We start from the raw sequence: 21125 nt of genomic DNA, 5'->3' as shown, positions 1-21125 counted from the left end.
ATGTGAACTGCGACAACTACGAAGAGTGCTGGTTTTGGGGTGGCTGATTCGGTCCTCGGAGGAGGATCCGGGACCTGAGAGCCAGACCGCACCTGGCTCCCTGGCGGGGCGCCCTGCCGGGGCTTCGCTTCCTACCTTCTATGCGAGCGATCACCCAGGAAGCGGAGGACCTCTCGATGCCCGAAACTCTCACCGTGCCGCGCGGCAGCGACTTCGCCCCGCTGGCCCGGCAGGTCCGCGACAGCGGGCTGCTCGATCGGCGCAGGGGGTACTACACCCTGTCCATCGGGCTCAACCTGCTGGGCACCGCGGCGATCTGGATCGCCCTCGCGATGCTCGGTGACACGTGGTGGCAACTGCTGCTGGCCGTGCCGGCCGCCGTGCTGTCGGCCCGCACCGGCTTCCTCGGGCACGACTCGGGTCACCGCCAGATCGCCCGCACCGCCCGCGCCAACCGGCTGCTCGGGCTGCTGCTCGGCAACGTCATGCTCGGCATGAGCCGGGGCTGGTGGGTCGACAAGCACAACCGTCACCACGCCCACCCCAACCACGTCGGCAAGGACCCCGACGTCGGCGCCGGCGCCCTGGTGTGGACCCCGGAGCAGGCGGGGGAGCGGCGCGGGGCCACGGCCTGGCTGGCCCGGCACCAGGCCGCGCTGTTCTTCCCGATGCTGCTGCTGGAGGGGCTGAGCCTGCAGATCACCAGCGTCCTCGACCTGCGGAACCGGGCCGGCCGGGAACGGCTGGTCGAGGGATCCCTGCTCGCGGTGCACGCGATCGGCTACCCGGTCCTGGCCTTCGCCGTGCTGACCCCCCTGCAGGCCGTCGCGTTCATGGCGCTGCACCAGGCGCTGTTCGGGCTGCACCTGGGCTGCGCCTTCGCGCCCAACCACAAGGGCATGGAGATGCCCGGCGAGGAGGAGGACTGGGACCACCTGCGCCGGCAGGTGCTCACCTCGCGCAACGTCCGCGGCGGTCCGGTGACCGACTGGCTCCTGGGCGGGCTCAACTACCAGATCGAGCACCACCTGCTGCCGGGCATTCCGCGGCCCAACCTGCGCCGCGCGCAGCCGCTGGTCCGCGAGCACTGCGCCCGGCTCGGCCTGCCCTACGCCGAGACCGGCCCGCTCGACTCCTACGCCCTGGCGTTGGGGCACCTGCGCGCGGTCGGTGAACCGCTGCGCCGCCAGGGGCAGGAGGAAGCCGTACCTCGCGGATAGGAGGGAAACCGGCGGTTTCCCCCGGCGGGCACCTGCCGATCCGAGGGGGAAGCCTGGAAGGTGCAAGATGCCGGGCCCTATCCTGAGCCGGTGGAGACCCTCCGGTTCGCACCGTCCGGCCCGAAGCCCGCCGTGCCGCCCGCGGCGGGCTTCGAGGCGCTGTGACCGGGCGCCGGGCTGGAGTGCCCTGGGCGCTCCTGGTGCCCGCGCTGGCCGGGCTGGCGTTCCTCGTGCTGCCCCTGGCGGGGCTGCTCGTCCGTGCCCCCTGGTCCACCCTGGGCGCCCGGCTGGCGGAACCGCAGGTGCTGGCCGCGCTGCGGCTCTCGCTGGTCACCGCGACCCTGGCCACCGCGCTCTGCCTGGTGCTCGGCGTGCCGCTGGCCTGGCTGCTGGCCCGGACCAGGTTCCCCGGCCAGGGGCTGGTGCGCGCCCTGGTGATCGTGCCGCTGGTGCTGCCCCCGGTGGTCGGGGGCGTCGCGCTGCTGATGCTGCTCGGCCGGCGGGGGCTGCTCGGCCGGTGGCTGGAGGCCGCCTTCGGTGTCACGCTGCCGTTCTCCACCGCCGGGGTGGTGGTCGCGGAGGCGTTCGTGGCGCTGCCGTTCCTGGTGATCAGCGTCGAGGGGGCGCTGCGCGCCGCCGACTCCCGGTACGAGGAGGCCGCGGCGACGCTCGGCGCGTCCCGCTGGACGGCCTTCCGCCGGGTCACCCTGCCGCTGATCGCGCCGGGGGTGCTGGCCGGCGCCACGCTGAGCTGGGCCCGGGCGCTCGGCGAGTTCGGCGCGACGATCACCTTCGCGGGGAACTTCCCCGGCCGCACGCAGACGATGCCACTGGCGGTCTACCTGGCGCTGGAGACCGACCCGGAGGCGGCCATCGTGCTGAGCCTGGTGCTGCTGGTGGTCTCGGTCGCGGTCCTCGCGCTGCTGCGGGACCACTGGGGGCTGGGGGCGAGGGCCGGATGAACCGGGGGACAGGGGGGCTGGACGCGCGGTTGGTCGTCCACCGCGAGTCCCGGGCGGGCCGGTTCGCGCTGGACCTGGCGCTGGCCGCCGCGCCCGGTGAGGTGGTCGCGCTGCTGGGCCCCAACGGCGCGGGCAAGACCACGGCGCTGCGGGCGCTGGCCGGCCTGGAGCGGCTGACGGCGGGGCACGTCCGGCTCGGCGGCACCGCGCTGCATCCCCTGCCGGTGGAGGCGCGGCCGGTGGGCATGGTGTTCCAGGACTACCTGCTGTTCCCGCACCTGAGCGCCCTGGAGAACGTGGCCTTCGGCCCGCGCTGCCGGGGGGTGGGCCGCAGGGAGGCACGGCGGCGGGCCGCGGCGTTGCTGGACCGGGTCGGCCTGGCCGAGTACGCCGCCGTCCGGCCCCGGGCGCTGTCCGGTGGGCAGGCCCAGCGGGTGGCGCTGGCCCGCGCGCTGGCCGCGGAGCCCGGGCTGTTGCTGCTCGACGAGCCGCTGGCCGCCCTCGACGCGCACACCCGGCTGGAGATCAGGTCCGGGCTGCGCCGGCATCTGGCCGACTTCGACGGCGTCACCGTGCTCGTCACCCACGACCCGCTGGACGCGATGACGCTCGCGGATCGGCTGGTGGTCCTGGAGGAGGGGGTGCTGGTCCAGGAGGGGTCGCCGGCCGAGGTCGCCCGGCGACCCCGGACCGGCTACGTCGCCCGGCTGGTCGGGCTGAACCTCTACCGGGGCACGGCCCGCGGGCACACGGTCACGGTGGAACGCGCCGAACTGGACGCGGCCGAGGCGCTGGACGGCGAGGTGTTCGTGGTGTTCGCCCCTGCCGCGGTCGCGCTGTACCGTTCCCGTCCGCACGGCAGTCCGCGTAATGTGTGGAATACCACCATCGCCGGGATCGAGCGGCAGGGCGACCGGGTGCGGGTGCGGCTCGGCGGCCCGCTGCCCGCCGCGGCCGATGTCACCCCCGCGGCGGTCGCCGAACTCGGGCTCGCCGAGGGCGTCGCCGTCTGGGCCGCGGTGAAGGCGACCGAGACCCACGCCTACCCGGCGTGACGAATGTGACGGGCGCGTTGCCGGGGCGAGGTGCCTGTCACATGCGGGCTTCACGGTGCGTTCACATCAGTGACGCTGTGTACCGAATTACATCACTCAGGGTGACAATGGTGCGGTCCATATGGTGAGATGAGTCACACTCCCGCCGAGTTACGGGGAAATGCGGCGGGAATTGGTCTGGACCAAATGGCAAAACCATTCGCTTTTGTTCATGATGCAAAGATCCTGCGAACAGCAAAAGGAGTTGCCCGTGTCCGACCAGGTCTCCGCGCCGTCCATCTCCGGTATTGACCAGGCCCCTACCAGTCATGCCGAACTGCTCGACTGGGTACGCGGGATCGCCGAGCTCACCCAACCGGACCGAGTCGAGTGGTGTGACGGCTCGGACGCCGAGTGGGAGCGGCTCACCGACCTCCTCGTGGAGCAGGGGACTTTCCGGCGCCTCAACTCAGAGAAACGACCCAACAGCTTCTACTGCGCGTCCGACCCGAGCGACGTCGCCCGGGTCGAGGACCGCACCTACATCTGCTCGGAGAAGGAGGAGGACGCAGGCCCCACCAACAACTGGATCGCGCCCGCCGAGATGCGGGCCACCTTCGCCGGCATCTTCAAGGGCTCGATGCGGGGCCGCACCATGTACGTGGTGCCCTTCTGCATGGGCCCGCTGGGCGGCAACATCTCCCAGCTCGGCGTTGAGATCACCGACTCGCCGTACGTCGCCGTCTCGATGCGGATCATGACCCGGATGGGCACGCCGGCACTGCGGCTGATCGAGGAGCGCGGCTCGTTCGTCAAGGCCGTGCACTCGGTGGGGGCCCCGCTGGAGCCCGGCCAGGCGGACGTGCCGTGGCCGTGCAACTCGACCAAGTACATCTCGCACTTCCCGGAGACCCGGGAGATCTGGTCCTACGGCTCGGGCTACGGCGGCAACGCGCTGCTCGGCAAGAAGTGCTACGCGCTGCGCATCGCCTCCACCATGGCCCGCGACGAGGGCTGGATGGCCGAGCACATGCTCATCCTCAAGCTGACCCCGCCCACCGGCGAGACCCGCTACGTGGCCGCCGCCTTCCCGTCCGCCTGTGGCAAGACCAACCTGGCGATGCTCCAGCCGACCATTCCCGGCTGGAAGGTCGAGACCATCGGCGACGACATCGCCTGGATGCGGTTCGGCGAGGACGGCCGGCTGTACGCGATCAACCCGGAGGCCGGCTTCTTCGGCGTGGCCCCCGGCACCGGCGAGGGCACCAACGCCAACGCGATCAAGACCCTGTGGGGCAACAGCATCTTCACCAATGTCGCCCTCACCGACGACGGCGACGTGTGGTGGGAGGGGCTCACCGACGAGCCCCCCGCGCACCTGACCGACTGGAAGGGCCGCGACTGGACGCCGGAGTCCGGCGAGCCCGCCGCGCACCCCAACGCCCGCTTCACCACCCCGGCCGGGCAGTGCCCGATCATCGCGCCGGAGTGGGAGGACCCCAAGGGCGTGCCGATCTCAGCGATCCTGTTCGGCGGGCGCCGGGCCACCGCCGTCCCGCTGGTCACCGAGTCGTTCGACTGGCAGCAGGGCGTCTTCCTCGGCGCCAACGTGGCGTCGGAGAAGACCGCCGCGGCCGAGGGCACCGTTGGTGAACTGCGCCGCGACCCGTTCGCCATGCTGCCGTTCTGCGGCTACAACATGGGCGACTACTTCGGCCACTGGCTGAAGATCGGCCGGTCCACCGACGCCGAGAAGCTGCCCCGGATCTACTACGTGAACTGGTTCCGCAAGGACGCGGACGGCCGGTTCATCTGGCCGGGCTTCGGCGAGAACAGCCGGGTCCTCAAGTGGATCGTGGAACGGCTCAACGGCCGCGCCGACGCGGCCAAGACGCCCATCGGGCACGTCCCGACCAGGGAGGCGCTCGACACCGAGGGCCTGGAGATCGACGCCGCCGATCTCGACACCCTGCTCACGGTGGACACCGAGATCTGGAAGCAGGAGGCCGCGCTGGTGCCCGGCCACTTCGAGACCTTCGGCGACCACCTGCCCAGGGAACTGTGGGACGAGCACAAGGCACTGGTCAACCGGCTCGGTTAGCCCGGTTCGAGGACGGGACCGCCTCGGGGGGCGGTCCCGTCCTCGTTTTCGCCTGGATTGTCGGGGGAATCTGCCAGGATTCCGGCCATGCCGCAGAAGAACGCTCCGCCGGTCGCGGAGAGCACCGGCGAGCGGGTCTGGATTCCCGCCGCCGACGGATACGAACTGGCGCTCGACGGCTCCACCCTGGTGTGCCGCAACGCCAAGGGACGGGAACTGAAGTCGGTTCCCAAGAAGGCCCGCGACAGTGAGGCCGCCGAGCACCTGTACGCGCTGCGCGACTGGCTCGTCCGGCACGAGACCGACTGCCGGGCCACCGTCGAGTCGTGGATGCTCGGCTCGTTCCCGGTGCCCCGGAACGTGCTGGTCGAGATCTGGCCCGACCCCGCCTGGCGGGTCCCGCTGGAGAACCTCGCGGTGGTCGGGGCCGACGGCTCGGCGGGCCTGCTGCGCGACGTCGACGCCAAGGGGCGGCTCGGCATCGTCGACCTCGACGCCGAGACCCGGTGGCTGGAACCCGACAGCGTGCTGATCCCGCACCCCGTCCTGCTCGACGACCTCGACGATCTGCGCGAGTTCGCGGTGGAACTGGGCGTCCGGCAGACGGTGCCGCAACTCGCCCGGGAGGTCCACCGCCGCCCGGCCGGCCTGGACGGCACCGCCCGCCGGCTGGACTCCTACGGCGGCGGCGAGTTCAAGGAACTGCGGCACGCCACCGCCCGGGCCACCCGGTTCGGGTTCCAGGTCCGCGGCGGGTACGCGGTCTGCCGGGCCTACGACGCCGGGGTGCCGGTACAGGCGCGCTACTGGGTGGGCTCCGACACGCCCGACGCGCCGGCCTGGACCGGCGACCTGATCTGGGTCGACGCCGACGAGCGGGCGCTGCCGCTGTCCGACGTCGGGCCGGTCGCCTGGTCCGAGGGCGTCCGGCTGGCCGAACTCATCTACGCCGGCCGGGTGGCCGAAGAGGGCGAGGAGACCCCGTGACCCAGGCCGAACCGCAGGCCGAGCGGCAGGTCGAGGCCGCCGAGCGGCGGTACGCCGCCGAACTGGACTTCCTGGCCGCCCACGACACCGGGCCGCGCCCGCCCGGCTGGCGGCTCACCCCCGCCGCGGTGGTCACGTTCGTGACGGGCTCCGGTGGCGAGCGGCTGCGGCTGCCCGGGCCGGCCGGTGACCTGCCCGCCGCGCTGGAGATCACCGCCAAGTTCGTGGGGGAGCGCGCGCTGGTCGAGCGGTCCGTGGTCACCCTGGCGGGCGACCGCGGGCTGCTGCTGGTCGGCGAGCCCGGCACCGCCAAGTCGATGCTCTCGGAACTGCTGGCCGCCGCGATCAGCGGCGGCGGGCTGACCGTCCAGGGCACCGCCGGCACCACCGAGGACCACCTGCGGTACGGCTGGAACTACGCGCTGCTGCTGGCCAAGGGGCCCGGCGAGGAGGCGCTGGTGCCCTCGCCGGTGCTCACCGCCATGCGCGAGGGGCGGCTCGTCCGGGTGGAGGAGATCACCCGCTGCCTGCCCGAGGTGCAGGACGCGCTGGTGTCGATCCTGTCCGACCGGCGGATGGCGGTCCCCGAACTGGGCGAGACCGTGTTCGCCCGGCCCGGTTTCAACGTGATCGGCACGGCCAACCTGCGCGACCGGGGCGTGTCGGAGATGAGCGCCGCCCTCAAGCGCCGCTTCAACTTCGAGACCGTGCCGCCGATCGGCGACCTGGCCGCCGAGGTCGCGCTGGTCCGCGGCCGGGCGGCGGCCGCGCTGGAACGGCACGGCCGCCCCCTCGACGTCGACGACGCCGTGCTGGAGGCGCTGGTCACCGCGTTCCGCGACCTGCGCTCGGGCCGTGCCGAGGAGGGCTGGAGCGTCGAGCGGCCGGCCACCGTGATGAGCACCGCCGAGGCCGTCGGGGTGGCCACCGACCTCGGTCTGCAGCGCGCCTACCTACGGGTCCCCGACCCGCTGTCGCTGGTGCCCGGCTACCTGCTCGGCGTGGTCCGCAAGGACGACCCGGCCGACCAGGGACGGCTGCTCGCCTACTGGGACACCGCCGTCCGCCGCCGTGCGGAGGGCGGCGCCCGCATGTGGAAGCGGCTGTACGAACTGCGGCACGTCCTCGGCGAGCCGGAGTGACAGGGCCGGTGACAGGGCCGGTGACGGGGCCGGTGACGGGGCCGGGCGAACCGGCGGCGGCGCTGGAGCTGCTGGCGGGGTGCCGCGAGCCCTTCCTGATCGGGGTGCGGCACCACTCGCCGGTGCTCGCGGCGGTCGTGCCGGAACTGCTGGCCGCCGCCGACCCCGACGCGGTCCTGATCGAACTGCCCGCCGAACTGGAGGGGTGGCTGGGCCACCTGGGCGACCCCGCCCTGGTGGCCCCGGTGGCGCTCACCGTGGCCGGCGGCGCGGGCGAGCGGCTGGGCTTCTACCCGTTCGCCGACTTCTCGCCCGAACTGGTCGCCGTCCGCTGGGCCGTCGCGCACGGCGTCCCCGTGCACGCCATCGACCTGCCCGCGGCCCGTCCGATCGACCCGTCCGAGCTGGGGCCCGGCGGGGCGGACCACCTGGGGGCGCTGCTGCGGACCGCGGGGGTCGACGACACCGAGGAGCTGTGGGACCGGCTGGTCGAGGCACGCTCCTACGGGGCCGAGCCCGAGCGGGTGCGGCGGGCCGCGCTGGCGCTCGGCTGGGCGCTGCGGGCCGGCGCGCCGGCCGGGGTCTCCCGGCGCGACCTGGTCCGCGAGGAGTGGATGCGGCGCCGGGTCGCCGAACTGGGCGCCCGCCGCCCGGCCGCCGTGATCGGAGCCTTCCACGCGCCCGCGCTGGCCGGCCCGCCGCCCGGCCCGCCCGTCGAGGTGCCCGAACCGGTCGGCGAGGTCGCGACCGCGCTCATCCCCTACACCTTCGAACTGCTGGACTCCCGGTCGGGCTACCCGGCGGGCATCCGGGACCCCGAGTGGCAGCAGGACGTGCTGGACGCCCGCGGCGCCCCGGCCGCGGTCGAACGCGCCGCGGCCGCCCGGCTGGCCCGGATCTGCGCGGAACTGCGCGCCGACGGGCACGTGGCGGGCACCCCCGACGCCGCGGCGGCCTACCGGGTGGCGCGGGACCTGGCCGTGCTGCGGGGCCTACCCGCGCCCGGCCGCCGGGAACTGGTCGAGGCGCTGGAGACCGCGCTCGGCCAGGGCGAGCCGCTGGGCCGGTCCCGGGCCGTCGCCCGCGCCGCGCAGCGGGTCCTGGTGGGCGACCGGCGCGGCACGCCGCCCCCCGGCGCCCCCCGGTCGGGCCTGGCCGTGCACGTCGAGGAACTGCTGGCCGAGCTCGGGCTGCCCGGACCGGACGCGCCGTCCCGGCCGGTGGAACAGCGGCTCGACCCCGCCCGCAGCCCGCTCGACCTGCGCCGCCACCTGGCGCTGCGGCGGCTGCGCACCGCGGGGGTCGAATACGGTGCCGAACGCGAGCTGGCCGGGGTGGGCGCGGTCCGCGCCACCGGCCGGGCCTGGACGGTCCACTGGCGCCCGCTGACCGCGGCCACCCTCGAACTCGCCACCGCGTACGGCGCGACCCTGGAACAGGCCGCCGAGGGGGCGCTCGAAGCCCGGGCCCGGACGCTGGCCGCACGGGACGAACTGACCCCGGCCGCCCGGCTCGCCCTGCTGGAGGAGGCCGCCGAAGCCGGGCTGGCCCGGCCGGCGCACCGGTTCATGGCGGAGCTGCGCACCGGTTTCCTGCCGGTCGCCGGGCTGCCCGAGCTGATCGCCGCACACGACCTGATCGAGCGGATCACCGCGGGCCACCTGCCCGGCCTGCCCGGCCCGGGCGCGGTCGAGGCCGGGCCGCAGACCGCCGAACTGGCCGCCGCCGCGATCGGTGCGGTGGCGGGCATCGCCGGATCCGACGATCCCGCCGACACGCGCGCCCTGCTCCAGCTCGTCCAGCTCGTCGAGCGCGGCGCCACCGGGGCGAACCGGCTGGTCTGGCTGCTGCGCGGGCTGGTCGCCGACGGGGCGCCGCTGCCCCAGGGCGCCGCCGCGGCGGCCCTGGTGCTGCTCGGCGCCGAACCGGCCGGGACGCTGGCGACCCGCCTCGCCGGCTGGGCCGACGCGTCCGACGGCGCGGGCTCGGCCCGCCGGCTGGCCGGAGCGCTCACCGTGGCCGGGCCGCTGCTGGAGTCCGCCCCCGACCTGCTCGACCCGCTGGCGAGCGTCGTGGAGGACCGGCCCGACGCGGAGTTCCTGCGCCGCCTGCCCGCCCTGCGGGAGGGCTTCGACGCCCTCGCGCCCGCCGCCCGCGGGCGTTTCCTGGTCGCGGTCCGCGAGCGCCACCGGCTGGACCCCGGGGCCCCGGACCCGTTCGAACTCGACACCGACCCCGCCGTGCTCGCCGCCCAGGCCGCCGCGGACCTGGCCGGCCGTGCCGCCGTCCGCGCCCTCGACCCCGCCCTCCTCCCGGCCGGGCCGCTCCCTCCCGCGGCGTCGCCCGCCGGCGCGTCCGGGTCCGGCCCGGCGGCGGAGCGGCAGCCGGCCGAACCGCCGGCCACCGGCGCGTCCGGCCCCGTGCCGGTGCCGGTGCGGCCGCCCGGCCCGCGGCCGGTCGAGCCGCCGGAGCCGGGGACGTCCGGCCCCACGCCGGCGACGGGGCGGCCGGCCGAACCGCCGGAGCCGGGGGTGCCCGGCTCGCGGGCGCTGTCCGCGGCGGTGGGCCGGCAGACCGCCGGCCGTGTGCTCGGGGCCGCGCAGCCGCCCGCGGACCGCCCCGGGGGAACGCCCGCGAGCGGTGGGCACGAGGGTGGCGGAACTCTCGCGCGGGGCGGACCGCCGGGGGCGGGACCGGCGCCCGGGCCGGGGGAGGGCCGGGCGATCTCGGGGCCGGACCGGTGGCGGCTGGTGCTGGGCCGGGAGCGGGAGCGGCTGACGGGCCGTGCCGCCCGCGTGGCCCGTGGCCTGGACGAACTGTACGGGCACGGGCAGGGCGAGGGCTCGACCGCCGGCACCGGTGGCGGGACCGGAGACCCGTACCCCACCGCCCGGGAGTGGTCCGGGGAACTGGAGGCGCTGTTCGGCGCCCGGATCCGCGACGAGGTGCTGGGCCGGGCCGCCGCCCGGGGCCGCTCCGACGCGATCCTCCAGCTCGACCCGGAGCGGGTGACCGCCTCCGTCGACCTGCTCGAACACGTGCTTTCGCTGGCCGGGGCGCTGCCCGAGGCGGGACTGGCCCGGCTGCGGCGGCTGGTGGATCGGCTGGTCGCCGAGCTGACCCGGGAGCTGGCCCGCCGGCTGCGGCCCGCGCTGACCGGGCTGGCCACCCCGCGCCCGAGCCGCCGCCCCGTGGGCCCGCTGGACCTCGGCCGGACCGTCCGGGCCAACCTGCACACCGCCCGGCGCACCGGGACCGCGATCACCCTGGTGCCGGAGCGGCCGGTGTTCCGCACCCGGGCCCGGCGCAGCGCCGACTGGCACATCTTCCTCGCCGTCGACGTGTCGGGCTCCATGGAGCGCTCGACGATCTACAGCGCGCTGACGGCGGCGGTGCTGCACGGCGTCCCGGCGCTCTCGGTGCACTTCGTGACCTTCTCCACCAAGGTCATCGACCTCACCGGCCGGGTCGCCGACCCGCTGGCGTTGCTGCTGGAGATCTCCGTGGGCGGCGGCACGGACATCGGGCGCGGCCTGGCGTACGTGCGCGAGCAGATCACCGTGCCCGCCCGGTCCATCGTCGCGGTGGTCAGCGACTTCGAGGAGGGCGTCTCCACCGGGCGGCTGCTCGGCGAGGTGCGCGCGCTCGCCGAGAGCGGCGCCCACCTGCTGGGCCTGGCGGCCCTCGACGACGGGGGGCAGCCCGTCTTCAACCGCGGGATCGCCGAGCGGGTGGCCGCCGCCGGGATGCCCGTCGCCGCGCTCTCCCCGGCCGAACTGGCCGCCTGGATCGGCGAGCGGGTCCGCGGATGAGCGCCGTGACCGGGCGTCGCTCCCTTGCGGCCGGGCCGGCGACGGCGCGGCCGGTGCATCCGGAGGAGGAATGGTGACCCGACCGGTGGTGGAGCCGGGGTTGCTGGCCGAGCTGATCGGTGCCGCACCCGCCCGGGTCCGGCGACGGCTGGACGCGGACCCCGCGCTGGCCGACGGCTGGACGTGGACGGAGACCGGCGGCGGCTGGCAGGTCGCGGCGGGCGGCGAGACCGTGCGGCTCGCCGGGCCCCGCCTGACCGGCGCCGACCAGGTCGGCTGCTCCTGCCTGCTCGCCCCGCGCTGCCTGCACCTGCTGGCGGTCCTGACGGTCCTGGACACCCTCGCCGACCAGGAGGAGGCCCCGCCCGCGGAACCGGAGGAGACCGGAGCGGAACCGGACCCGCGGACACGGCCGGCCCGGACGGTGGACTCCGCGGCCGAGCCGGACCTCTCCCACCCGAGCCCCGCGGGAACGGCCTGCACCGGAACGAGCCGCACCGGAGCGGACCAGACCGGGGCGGACCAGACCGGGGCGGACCAGACCGGGGCGGGCCAGACCGGGGCGGGCCAGGCTGGAACGAGCCGCACCGGAGCGGGCCTGGCCGGAACGCGCGGGGACGAAGCGGTCGAGCTGACGGAGGCGCAGGCGGGCGCGGCACGGTTGGCGGTGGACGCGGGGGCGCGGCTGCTGGCGACCGGGGCGCAGGCCGCCGGGGCGCTGCTCCGCGCCGACCTGCTGCGTGCCGCCCACGCGGCCCGGCAGGCGTCGCTGCCCCGGCTGGCCGCGGCCGCCACCCGGGTGGCGGGCGGGATGCGGGACCTGGCCACGGCCCGGCCGGCCTTCGCCCTGGAGGTCTTCGCGGCCGACCTGGCGGAACTGATCGCCACGGCGCACCGGCTCGACCGGGCCCCGGACGCCGCCGCCGTGGGCGTCGCGCGCCGGTCGTACGCGCCCACCGCCACCGCCCGGCTGCACGGCCTGTGCAGCGAGGCGGTGGTGACCGCGTCCGGCTACGCGGGGGTGGTGACCTACCTGACCGACGGCGCGGGCCGCCTGCACACCGTCTCCGACGTCATGCCGGGCGGGCCGGAGCGGCCGAAGACCGCGTACCGGAGCGCCGCCCGGCTGGGCCGCCTCACCCTGGACCACCACGACCTCGGCCGGTCCGGTGTGTTCGGGCAGGGGCTTACCGCGACGGCGGACGGCCGGCTGGGCGGCGGGGAGGGGGCCGACGCGGCCCGCCTCGCCGGCACGCCCTGGACCGAACCGCCGCTGGCCGCGCTGTGGGAGGCCGCCGTGGGCGACCAGCTGGACCGGGCCTGGGCGGCGGCCGGGCTGCCGGAGACCGCCCGTCCGGCCGGTGCCGACCTGCTCTTCCTCGACACGGTGGTGGCCGGGCTCACCCCCGAAGGGGTGCTGCTGGAGGTGGCCGGTGCCGACCCGGTGCACGCCCTGTCCCCCGCCGGCGACCACCGGGCCGTCCTGCGGCGGCTCGGCACGCTGCACGGCGAGCCGCTGCGGCTGGTCGGCCGGATCCACCCGTCCCGGCCCCGCACCCTCACCCTGCTGGCGGTGGCGGCCCCGGCGCTGCACTTGCCGGACCGCCGGCTCGGCCGGATCAACGTGGGCCTGGACGACCTGCCCGGAGCCGCCCTCGGCCCGGCCGCCGCGACCGCGGCGCCACGACCGGCCGCCGCACCGGAGCCGCCCGACGACCCGCTGGCCGGGCTGCGCCGCACGCTGCACCGGGCCACCCTCGGCGGCCGGGCCACCCTGGCCGGTGCGGCCACGGCCGGACTGCGCGCCGAGTCGGCCCGGTTGCGCCGCTCCCACCTGCCGACCGCCGCGGACCTGCTCGACCACCTGCACGCGGCCGCGGCCGAGGTGGAGCGCACGGTGACGGGGGAGTCCCGTCCCGCCGCGCCGGAGCCGTCCGCCCGCGCCTGGGCCGCCGCGATGGCCTACCTCGACGCCGCCCACCGTGCCCTGCTACGCGCCGCCTGGTCCTGACCTGCGGCGGATCGCCCGGCCCAGCGCGTAACCCGACCCGGCGCCGAGCGGCCCGCCGACGGCCAGGCAGATCCACTCGCCCGGCTGGACCGAGGTGAACACCGGCGTGCCCGCGCCGACCAGCCCGATGACCGTCCCGGCGGCCCACAGCGCCGGCGGCGCCAGCCCCACCAGGAGCGCCGCCGCCGGGCGGGCACGGGTCACCGCTCCGCCCAGCGCCGCTCCGAGCAGGGCGGCGACGCCCGTCCCGACCGGCAGCCGGTCCTCCAGCGCGCGCAGCGCGGCGGCCGCGTCCGCGGTGAGCCGGCCCGCCGGGTCGATCAGCGGCCCCGGCACCAGCGTCTCCACCAGCGCGCACCGGATCGCCAGGGCGAGGACCAGGGTCGCCGTTGCGGCGGCGACCATCCCGGTGCCGGCGGTATGCCGGCCCAGCAGCAATCCCGCGCCGACTCCGGCGGCCACCGCCAGTTCCAGAGCGGTGATCGAGAGCGCGAGCCGGCCGGGCGATGTGGTGGTGGACGACAGGACCAGCACGATGGGGGCGAGCGCGGCGAGCACCGCACCCACCGTTGCGGCGGCCGTCGGCGCCGCGCTCGGCTCCCGGTCCTCCCGGCGCGGGACGGCGAGCCAGGTGCCGAAGGCTCCCGCGGCCAGCCAGGCGGCCGTGACCAGGGCGAAGGCGGCGGAGGCGGGGGTGCCGTCCGACGTGGTGATCGCCGCCACCCCGCCCTGGCCGGTGGGGGTGCGCAGCAGCGCGGTCGTCATGGCGAGCACGGCCAGGGCCGCGAGCGCGCCGAGGGCCGGGCCGGTTCTCATCCGGTCCCGCTCCGGAACGAGCGGAGCACCGCGTCGATCGACGGCCGGTCGGCCTCGTACCGGTCGGCGGTGGCGACGACGCGCACGTCGATCACCGCCGTCGCGGAGAGCCGGACCAGCAGGTCCACCTGGCGCAGGTGGACCCGCCGGCCGTCCCGGGCCGCGGCGGAGTACCCCCTGCGGACGACGTACGCGGGGCGGTCGCCCACCTCGGTCGCGCGGCGTTCGATCAGCCGGAAGTCGGCCGAGGTCCGGCCGAGCGCCACGAGACCGTCCACGATCCGGTGCAGCGGGCGCCGATCCCGTTCGGTGAAGACCGACAGCGAGGCTCGGGGCGGGGCCCCGGCCGGGCCGGGCGGGACGACTTCGAAGTTCGCCCCCGGGAAGATCCGCCGGGCCGGGGGCCGCCAGCCCCGGGGGTGGCCGACGGTGAAGCCCGCGCCCCGGTACGTCGTCAGGCCGGCGCCCTGTGTGCCCTGCGTGTGACGTTCGCCCGCGTCGGAGCAGCCGGTGGCGGCGAGCAGGGCGGCCGCCGCCAGGCCGGTGCCGGCTCTCAGGTGCCGGTGCATGTGACCCACGGCACCAGTTCGCCGCTCTCGGGATCGCGGTACTGGGCGCTTTCCAGCTCCAGGGTGGCCTCCTGGTGCTCGTTGCCCCAGTCGACGATCTCGATGCCGTAGTCGAGGTCGAGACCGCCCTGGGTCTGCCGGCCCTCGAACCCGTACTCCTGGAGCGTGAAGGTGGCGCCCTCGCCGCGGGCCAGCCGCCTGAGGGTGTCGAGCCCGCGGAGCCGGTCCCCGAGGTTGTGGTCGGTGAGGCCGTCGAGTTCGTTCCGGACGTCGGCGCGCAGCTCCGGGGGGATCTCCACGGTCGTGGTGGCGACCGTCGTGTCGCCGTCCTGGATCCGCAGGGACGTGGTGACACCGCCGCCGCCCTCGGGATTGACGCCGTCGTCGGGACCGAGCCCGGGGCGGACCTCCAGCGTGCCGCCCCCGCCGAACACCCACTGGGTGGTCTGGACGGCGGTGACCCGGATCGGGGCGCCGTTCCTGTCGTACTCGACGTGGTAGATGTTGGTCTCGTCGGAGGTCCAGTCACCGACATCGCCCGGGCCGCCCACGTCGTTCAGTCGCACCCCGCCGAAGAGCTCGCGGGTCAGCGTGTTGGTGGCCTCGTAGTACTGGCCGGTCGTCCGGTTCCCCTGCGCGTCGACGGACTCCGAGGTGCCCAGCAGGCGGACCTCCCGGTACTCGCCGCCCCCGCCGAGCCCGACCTCCCCGGTGTCGTTCCCCATGCCGACGGTGGCCTGGCCCTGGACGAAGGCGCTTCGCCCGTCGGCGTTGATGTAGGTGTAGGGGATGCCGCGCTGCTCGGCGAGCCGGAGCGGGATCTCGGCCAGCCCGCCGTCGAAGACGGCGCCGAAGCCGTGCTCGTCGAAGTGGTCCTCCACCCGGCGGTGGGCCTCCCGGTAGAACGCGTCGGCCTCGCGCCGGTCGGCGAACCGGAACTGGTACTGGTCGGAGCCGGTCCACATCACCCCGCCGCCCGCGCTCGCCCCGATGCCGAGCCCGTTCCACTGGACGCCCAGCCCGAGCTCCAGGTCGATGCCCTGGCTGGACTGGTCGGCGGTGGTGATCGAGAGGCTCCCGTCACCGAGGACGTCCTCCTGCCGGGTGGAGACCTGCTCGTCGCCCACCACGAGCACCTTGCGCCCCTCGGTCCGCTGGTCGATGCCGGAGCGGGTGACGCACTGGTCGTCCGGCGGCCGCGCCGGCGGGGGCGCCGCGGTGGTCCCGGCGGGGCAGGGGCCGCCCACCAGCCGGCAGATCGCCGTTTCGATCCCTCGGGTGAGGCGTTCCCCGGGGACGACCGCCCCGACGGAGCCGAGCACGGCCGCCAGGAGCAGGAGCACCGCCAGGTATCCGACCGGCCCTTCCCCGCGGTCGTGGTACCGGTTCGGTAAGTGACGCGGAAGCATGGTCCCACAGTGGACTTTGCCTGCTCTTTACGCCAGGGGCATCCCCGCCAATAGGGGCCGGTCGATTTGTGTCAAAGTGACAACAAAGCCGTGCCGGGGATGGTGCGGCCGGGTGGGGCGGGCCTCACCGCGAGTCTCCCTCCCGCACCCACCCGGCCGCTCCCTGGGGATGCGGTCGGTGATACGCGCCCCACCCGCCCCAGGTTCACCGCGGATTTCGATAACCCCCTCGGACCGGTCGGCCGGGACCGGCCCGAGGGGGAGCAGGGGGTGAGCGCCGCCTCCGGAGAGGCCGTGCCAGAACCCGGTCAGGGCAGGTCGCCGGAGCGGACGCGAGCCCAGGCGTGCTCGAACAACTCGTGCAGCGGGCGCAGCGGCAGGAACCGGCGCAGCGGCCCGGAGAGCTTGCGCTGCCCCGCCGGCACCGACAGCCCGTACATCTCCGCCTTCCAGCGCTCCACCGGCAGGTTCGGGGCGGCCGCCTCGGCCCAGTCGCCGGGCAGGAACACCGAGCGGCCGGCCCGGCTCCGCTTGGCCGCCAGCACCAGGCCCGCCCCGGTCAGCTCGGCCACGGCCTTCTTGTGCCGGGCCGGGGTCCACCCGTTCCACCGGCGGACGTTGCGGTCGGTGGGCTCCAGCAGGGCGAGCAATTGGAGGTAGAGCGCGGCGGCGTCGCCGGACAGCCCGTGCTCGGCGGCCACCTCGGCCACCAGGCCGGGCACCGACAGCGCGGGGTTCGCCTCGTGGCCGCCCGCCGGCACCGGGGTGTCGCGGACGCGCCGGGCAAGTGCGGTGAGCCCGCCGGCACGAACGAGCGCCAGCGCCTGGAGCAACTGCCGGCCACCGTGGACCTCCTCGGTGAGCAGGGCCGTCGCCAGCAGGGCGCGGGGGTCGTCGTCGCCGAGCCGGGCGACCCTGACGTAGAGCTGGAACCCGTAGTTGCGGGCCACGGCGACCGTCACCCCGTCGTCATGGGCGACGGCCTTGAGCCCCGGGTACCGGCGGTCGCCGAACACCCGCCGCAGCGTGTCCTCCGGGGACTCGTCGCCCGGCCCGCCGGGCAGCCCGTAGCACAGGCCCACCGGTACCAGTAGGTCGGGCCGGCCCAGCCGGGCGCGCGCCCGGTCGAGCAGTTCGGGCAGGTGCGCGGTCAGCGGGTCGCCCACCGGGCGGGCGGTGGCGGCCCAGAGGAGGGCGATCACCATCATGGCCATGCCGTTGTGGCCGGGAGCCTCCTGCGGCGCGGCCAACTGGGCGCCGTCGTCGTCCTTGTCCACCAGCCGGCCGGCGCCACCGGTCAGCCAGGGGATCGAACCGGGATCGGTCAGCAGCGCCAGCAGCGGGGCGGCGTCGCGGGATCCGATGATCTGTGCGGCTTCGGTGACCGCGTCCTCCGGGATCGGTACCCGGCGGCCGAACCTGTGCACCCAGGCGGCGGCCAGCCGTTCGGCGGCCGGCAGTATGCCGGTGTCCCACAGCTCGGCGGGGTCGCCCGGCATGGCGGCCTCCAGCAGGGCCAGCCGGTCGGCGACCGGCAGGCGGCGCAGTTCCTGCCGGGCCGCGGCGGCCTCGGCGGCGCCGAGGCCCAGCAGCTTCCGCTGCTCGGCGGTCAGGTACGCCGTCCGCCAGTCGTCGAGGTCGGGCAGTGCCGCGAGCAGCAGTGCCGCCGTGCCCCGGGTCAGCCCGGTCCGCTCGGTGAGCAGGTCCACCGCCCGCGGGTCCCAGGCGGCCGGGCCGTGCTCGCCGAGCGCCGCGAGGAACGCGTGGATCCGGTCCCGGGTGCCCCAGCCGGGGGTCAGGTCCGCGGCGTCCAGCGGTTCGACCTCGGGGGGCGGCGGGCCGTCTCCGGACCGCAGCTCCACGTAGTGCCGGGCCGCCGGGTCGGGCTCGCCCTCGACGGTGCCCAGCACCAGGTGGCGCCCGCCCGCGTGCTCCCCGGCCGCCGGGTGGGAGCGCGCGGACCGGCCCCGGCGCAGCCGGGCCGCCGGGTCGGCGAACACCAGGCCGGCCCAGTGCTCCAGCAGCGCGCCGAGTGTCGTGCGGTCGGTGGCGGAGGTCAGCGGCGAGGCCGCGCGCCAGGCGAGCGCGCCCACCCGGCCCGGCAGCACCGGCCAGTCGCTCACCGGCTCGCCGGGCGCCGGCCCGCCGAGCAGGAAGCGGGAGGCGCGCGCGGCCTCGCCGAGGATGTCATCGGCCGTCCAGTGGCCGGGGTGCCCGCCCAGGCCGCGCAGTGCCTGGTGCTGGGCCTCCGGGTCGATGCGCGGCCCGGAGCGGGCCTCGGCCCGCTCCAGGACACCGGCACGGTACCGCTCGGTGTCGGCGGCGACGACGACGGTGGCGACCACCCCGGCGACCAGGGCGGGGTGGGCGCCGTCCGGCAGCAGCGCGGCGACGGCGGCGCGCAGCCGCGGCGTGGGGTCCTCGTCGTCGCCGTGCTTCTCGGCGCGGTCGGCGAGCGCGGCGTCGAGCAGGGCGCCGGCCTGCTCCCCGGTGAGCTCGCGCAGCACCGCGGAGGCCGCCGCGTCACGCGCCTGGAACAGGTGCCAGAACGCCGGCGGCGGGACGAACGTGCCGGTCCGGTGGTCGTGGCCCAGGCTCAGCTCCCACAGGTCGCCGTCGCCGGGGACCAGCGCGGTGACGTCTCTCCAGGCGGCGCGCAGGACGATCGGCTGCGCGCCGCCGGGGACGGACAGGATCCCCCACGGCGCGTACGAGTCGCCCGGCACGTCCGCCGTCCGGCCGTCGACGCCGGTGATGCGGTGCCCGCCGCGGATGTGGTGCACCCGGAAGCCGACCATGCCGCCGGCGTGCCCCAGCGGGGTGTCCTCCAGGCCGGCGGGCAGCGGGGCCAGCGAGCATGCGGCCGGCACCCAGTCCTCGCCCTCGGCCAGGGGAGCGTCCTCCAGGAACGCGGGCAGCGACCCGCGGCCCCGCTGCCCGGTCGCCGGGTCGATCTCGTACAGCCCGCGCGGGTCGTGCCGGTAGGCCCAGTAGGTCGCGCCGTCGTGCAGCACGTGCCCGCCGCCGGGGACCCGCCGGTCGCCGGGGTACAGTGGCCGGCCGTCGCCCATCCGGGCCCCGTCGGCGGTGAGCACGCAGAACCCGCTGCCCCGCTCGGACGACCAGCGCAGCGACCACGTGCCCTCGCCGGACTCGGGGGTGAACACCTCGTGCGGGGCGTCGGACCAGTAGGCGTGGTTGCCGGACCGGTCCCACCAGCACACCAGCAGCCGCCCGCCGCAGTACACGGCGAGGTGCTCGGTACTGGGCGGGACGCGCAGGTCGTGCTCGGCCACCCGCCCGGCCGGGCCGACCACGACGGCCCGGCCGGCGCCGGTCACCGTGATGACCGGCCAGCTCGGTATGCACTGGACCTTCTCCGGGCCGCCCAGCTCGGCGACGACCGCGTCGAACTCGGGCCAGCCCAGCTCGCCCGGGGTGCCCAGCCGGACCGTCCGCATCAGTGCCAGCCGCCGGTCGGCGGAGGCCAGCAGCGCGGCCTCCTCGGGCAGCGCCCGCAGGGTGGGGCCGTCGACCGCGGTGTCGATGCGCCGGGCCGCCCGGCCGGCCTCCAGCAGCCCGCCGCGGGAGAGCCCGGCGATCTGCCCGCGCAGCCAGCGCGCGGCCATGCGGGTCAGCACGGGGCTGTCGAGCAGCTCGCCGATCTTGTTGCTGCGGGTGCAGAAGCTGTCGACCGACCGGTCGAGCACGGGCCGGAAGCGGGGATCGGCGTCGGTCACGGCCAGGTCGCGCCGGTGCCCGGCGGGGTGCCGCCGGGACAGGTCGAACCAGAGGTCGTCCTCGGGGTCGGCCAGCGGGATCTCCAGGGACAGGCACAGGTCGACGAGGTCGGCGTCGGTGCGGCGCCCGATGGAGAGGTCCACCGGCTCGCCCTCGGCCCGCAGCCGGCCGGCCATGCGGGGCACCAGCGCGTACAGCTCGTCGGGGATGCGCCGGCCGCGCCAGCCGCCCTGGACGTGCGAGACCATCCGGCCGAGCCACCGGCCCGGCCCGCCCTCGGCCCGGGCCGCGGCGGGCGCGTCGCCGTCGGTGAGGGCGGTGTGGGCGGTGTGGGCGCCGGCCTCCTCCAGCAGCTCCAGCCACCAGCCGGTGAAGCCGTCGGAGTCGGCCTTCGGGAACAGGTTGAGCAGCCGCCCGCGCACGGCGGGGTCGGCGCGCCCCACCCGGACCAGCGCCGCCCGGTAGGCCTTGAAGAACCCGGCCGGGGCCTCCTTCACGGCGGGGGTGGCCAGCAGCGCCTCCGCGAGCCGGTCGTCCTCGGCCCGGGCGTCGAGCCCGGCGGCCTTGGCCAGCGCCCGCAGCTGCTTGGGCAGGTCGCTCCAGGGCGGCAGCCCGCCCAGCGTCCGGCGCAGCGCCAGCTCGGTGAACTCCGCGTACGCCCGGGCCGGGTCGTAACGCCGGCGCAGCTCGTCGAAGTAGTCCTTGATCGCCTTGACCGGCAGGGCCCCGGCGAAGGCGAACTCCAGGAAGACGTCGCGGCGCACCGTCTCGTCCACGGGCAGCGCGTAGACCAGTTCGGCCTCGCGGGCCTTGCCGAACAGGACGGCGGCCGGCCCGACGTTGCCGCCGGCCAGGAACGCCCGCCCCGCCTGCTCCCAGTAGCTCGGCAGGTGGGCGTGCGGCAACCGGGCGGCCAGCTCGTGGAAGGCGTCGGTCGCGGCCCCGGGGCGGCTGCGGGCCAGCCGGGCCGCGCGCTCCATCGGGGTGACGACGGCGAGCGCCCGGTCGGCGTTCTTCGGGTCGTGCACCAGCGCCCACGCCGGGTAGCCCAGCCCGCGCCGCCGCCCGTAGGCGAGGGGTTCGCCGGTCGCCGGCGCGGCGAACCCGAGGAATCCCAGCGCCCGGTCTTCGCCGGGTGCGGGCAGGTCGCCGGTCAGCCGGACGACGGGACGCCCGCCGAGCTGGGGGTGCGAGTAGCGGCGGGCGCGCACGACGTCGGCGCCGTCGGGCTCCGGGCCGCCCAGCGGGGCGAGCCCGGCGTCCAGCAGTGAGGACTGTGACGTGGGGGACATGCCGCGCATCATGGCAGGCCGTTCCGACA

At 76.2% G+C, this 21125-nt stretch carries 12 protein-coding genes; 8 read left to right on the top strand and 4 right to left on the bottom strand.

Features of this window, described 5'->3' with window-relative positions; genetic code table 11:
• The first annotated feature begins 176 nt into the window (after positions 1–176).
• The 8 genes from DPM19_RS05875 to DPM19_RS05840 all read left to right on the top strand — a co-directional run bounded on the left by DPM19_RS05875 (position 177) and on the right by DPM19_RS05840 (position 13269).
• Positions 177–1220: a fatty acid desaturase family protein gene (locus DPM19_RS05875; RefSeq protein ID WP_111863739.1), complete on the top strand. Its 1044-nt coding sequence runs from the start codon at positions 177–179 to the stop codon at positions 1218–1220.
• 182 nt (positions 1221–1402) lie between these two features.
• Positions 1403–2182, top strand: coding sequence for an ABC transporter permease (locus DPM19_RS05870; RefSeq protein ID WP_407642480.1), 780 nt, complete (start codon positions 1403–1405; stop codon positions 2180–2182).
• The gene (locus tag DPM19_RS05865; RefSeq protein ID WP_111863737.1) at positions 2179–3237 is read left to right on the top strand and encodes an ABC transporter ATP-binding protein; all 1059 of its coding nucleotides are present in this window, start codon (positions 2179–2181) and stop codon (positions 3235–3237) included. Before DPM19_RS05870 ends, DPM19_RS05865 begins: the two co-directional genes overlap by 4 nt.
• A 250-nt stretch (positions 3238–3487) precedes the next feature.
• Positions 3488–5317, top strand: coding sequence for a phosphoenolpyruvate carboxykinase (GTP) (locus DPM19_RS05860; protein WP_199484881.1), 1830 nt, complete (start codon positions 3488–3490; stop codon positions 5315–5317).
• An 87-nt stretch (positions 5318–5404) separates the two neighbouring features.
• Complete coding sequence (locus DPM19_RS05855) at positions 5405–6304, top strand: DUF4132 domain-containing protein (RefSeq protein WP_111863736.1); 900 nt, start codon at positions 5405–5407, stop codon at positions 6302–6304.
• Positions 6301–7446 carry an AAA family ATPase gene (locus DPM19_RS05850; RefSeq protein WP_111863735.1) on the top strand — a complete coding sequence of 382 codons (1146 nt, stop codon included), beginning with the start codon at positions 6301–6303 and terminating at the stop codon, positions 7444–7446. Before DPM19_RS05855 ends, DPM19_RS05850 begins: the two co-directional genes overlap by 4 nt.
• A gap of 8 nt (positions 7447–7454) precedes the next feature.
• Positions 7455–11258, top strand: a complete 3804-nt coding sequence (locus DPM19_RS05845; protein WP_233509865.1) for a DUF5682 family protein — start codon at positions 7455–7457, stop codon at positions 11256–11258.
• Positions 11259–11328: 70 nt separating this feature from the next.
• Positions 11329–13269, top strand: coding sequence for a hypothetical protein (locus DPM19_RS05840; RefSeq protein ID WP_111863734.1), 1941 nt, complete (start codon positions 11329–11331; stop codon positions 13267–13269).
• Here the strand turns inward: DPM19_RS05840 and DPM19_RS05835 are convergent.
• From DPM19_RS05835 to DPM19_RS05820, 4 genes are all read right to left on the bottom strand, one after another.
• Positions 13249–14085, bottom strand: coding sequence for a hypothetical protein (locus DPM19_RS05835; RefSeq protein WP_111863733.1), 837 nt, complete (start codon positions 14083–14085; stop codon positions 13249–13251). The genes DPM19_RS05840 and DPM19_RS05835 overlap by 21 nt on opposite strands.
• Positions 14082–14654, bottom strand: coding sequence for a hypothetical protein (locus tag DPM19_RS05830; RefSeq protein WP_111863732.1), 573 nt, complete (start codon positions 14652–14654; stop codon positions 14082–14084). The genes DPM19_RS05835 and DPM19_RS05830 overlap by 4 nt, the downstream gene beginning before the upstream one ends.
• On the bottom strand, positions 14639–16063 hold the full coding sequence (locus DPM19_RS36735) for a hypothetical protein (RefSeq protein WP_146778747.1): 1425 nt from the start codon (positions 16061–16063) through the stop codon (positions 14639–14641). Before DPM19_RS36735 ends, DPM19_RS05830 begins: the two co-directional genes overlap by 16 nt.
• Before the next feature lie 308 nt (positions 16064–16371).
• Positions 16372–21096, bottom strand: a complete 4725-nt coding sequence (locus tag DPM19_RS05820; protein ID WP_111863730.1) for a hypothetical protein — start codon at positions 21094–21096, stop codon at positions 16372–16374.
• Between the last annotated feature and the right edge of the window lie 29 nt (positions 21097–21125).

This window comes from Actinomadura craniellae (assembly GCF_003289645.1).
Classification (GTDB): Bacteria; Actinomycetota; Actinomycetes; order Streptosporangiales; family Streptosporangiaceae; genus Actinomadura_D; species Actinomadura_D craniellae.
Note: the sequence above shows the minus strand (reverse complement) of the source record. Positions and strands in the feature narration are given on the sequence as shown.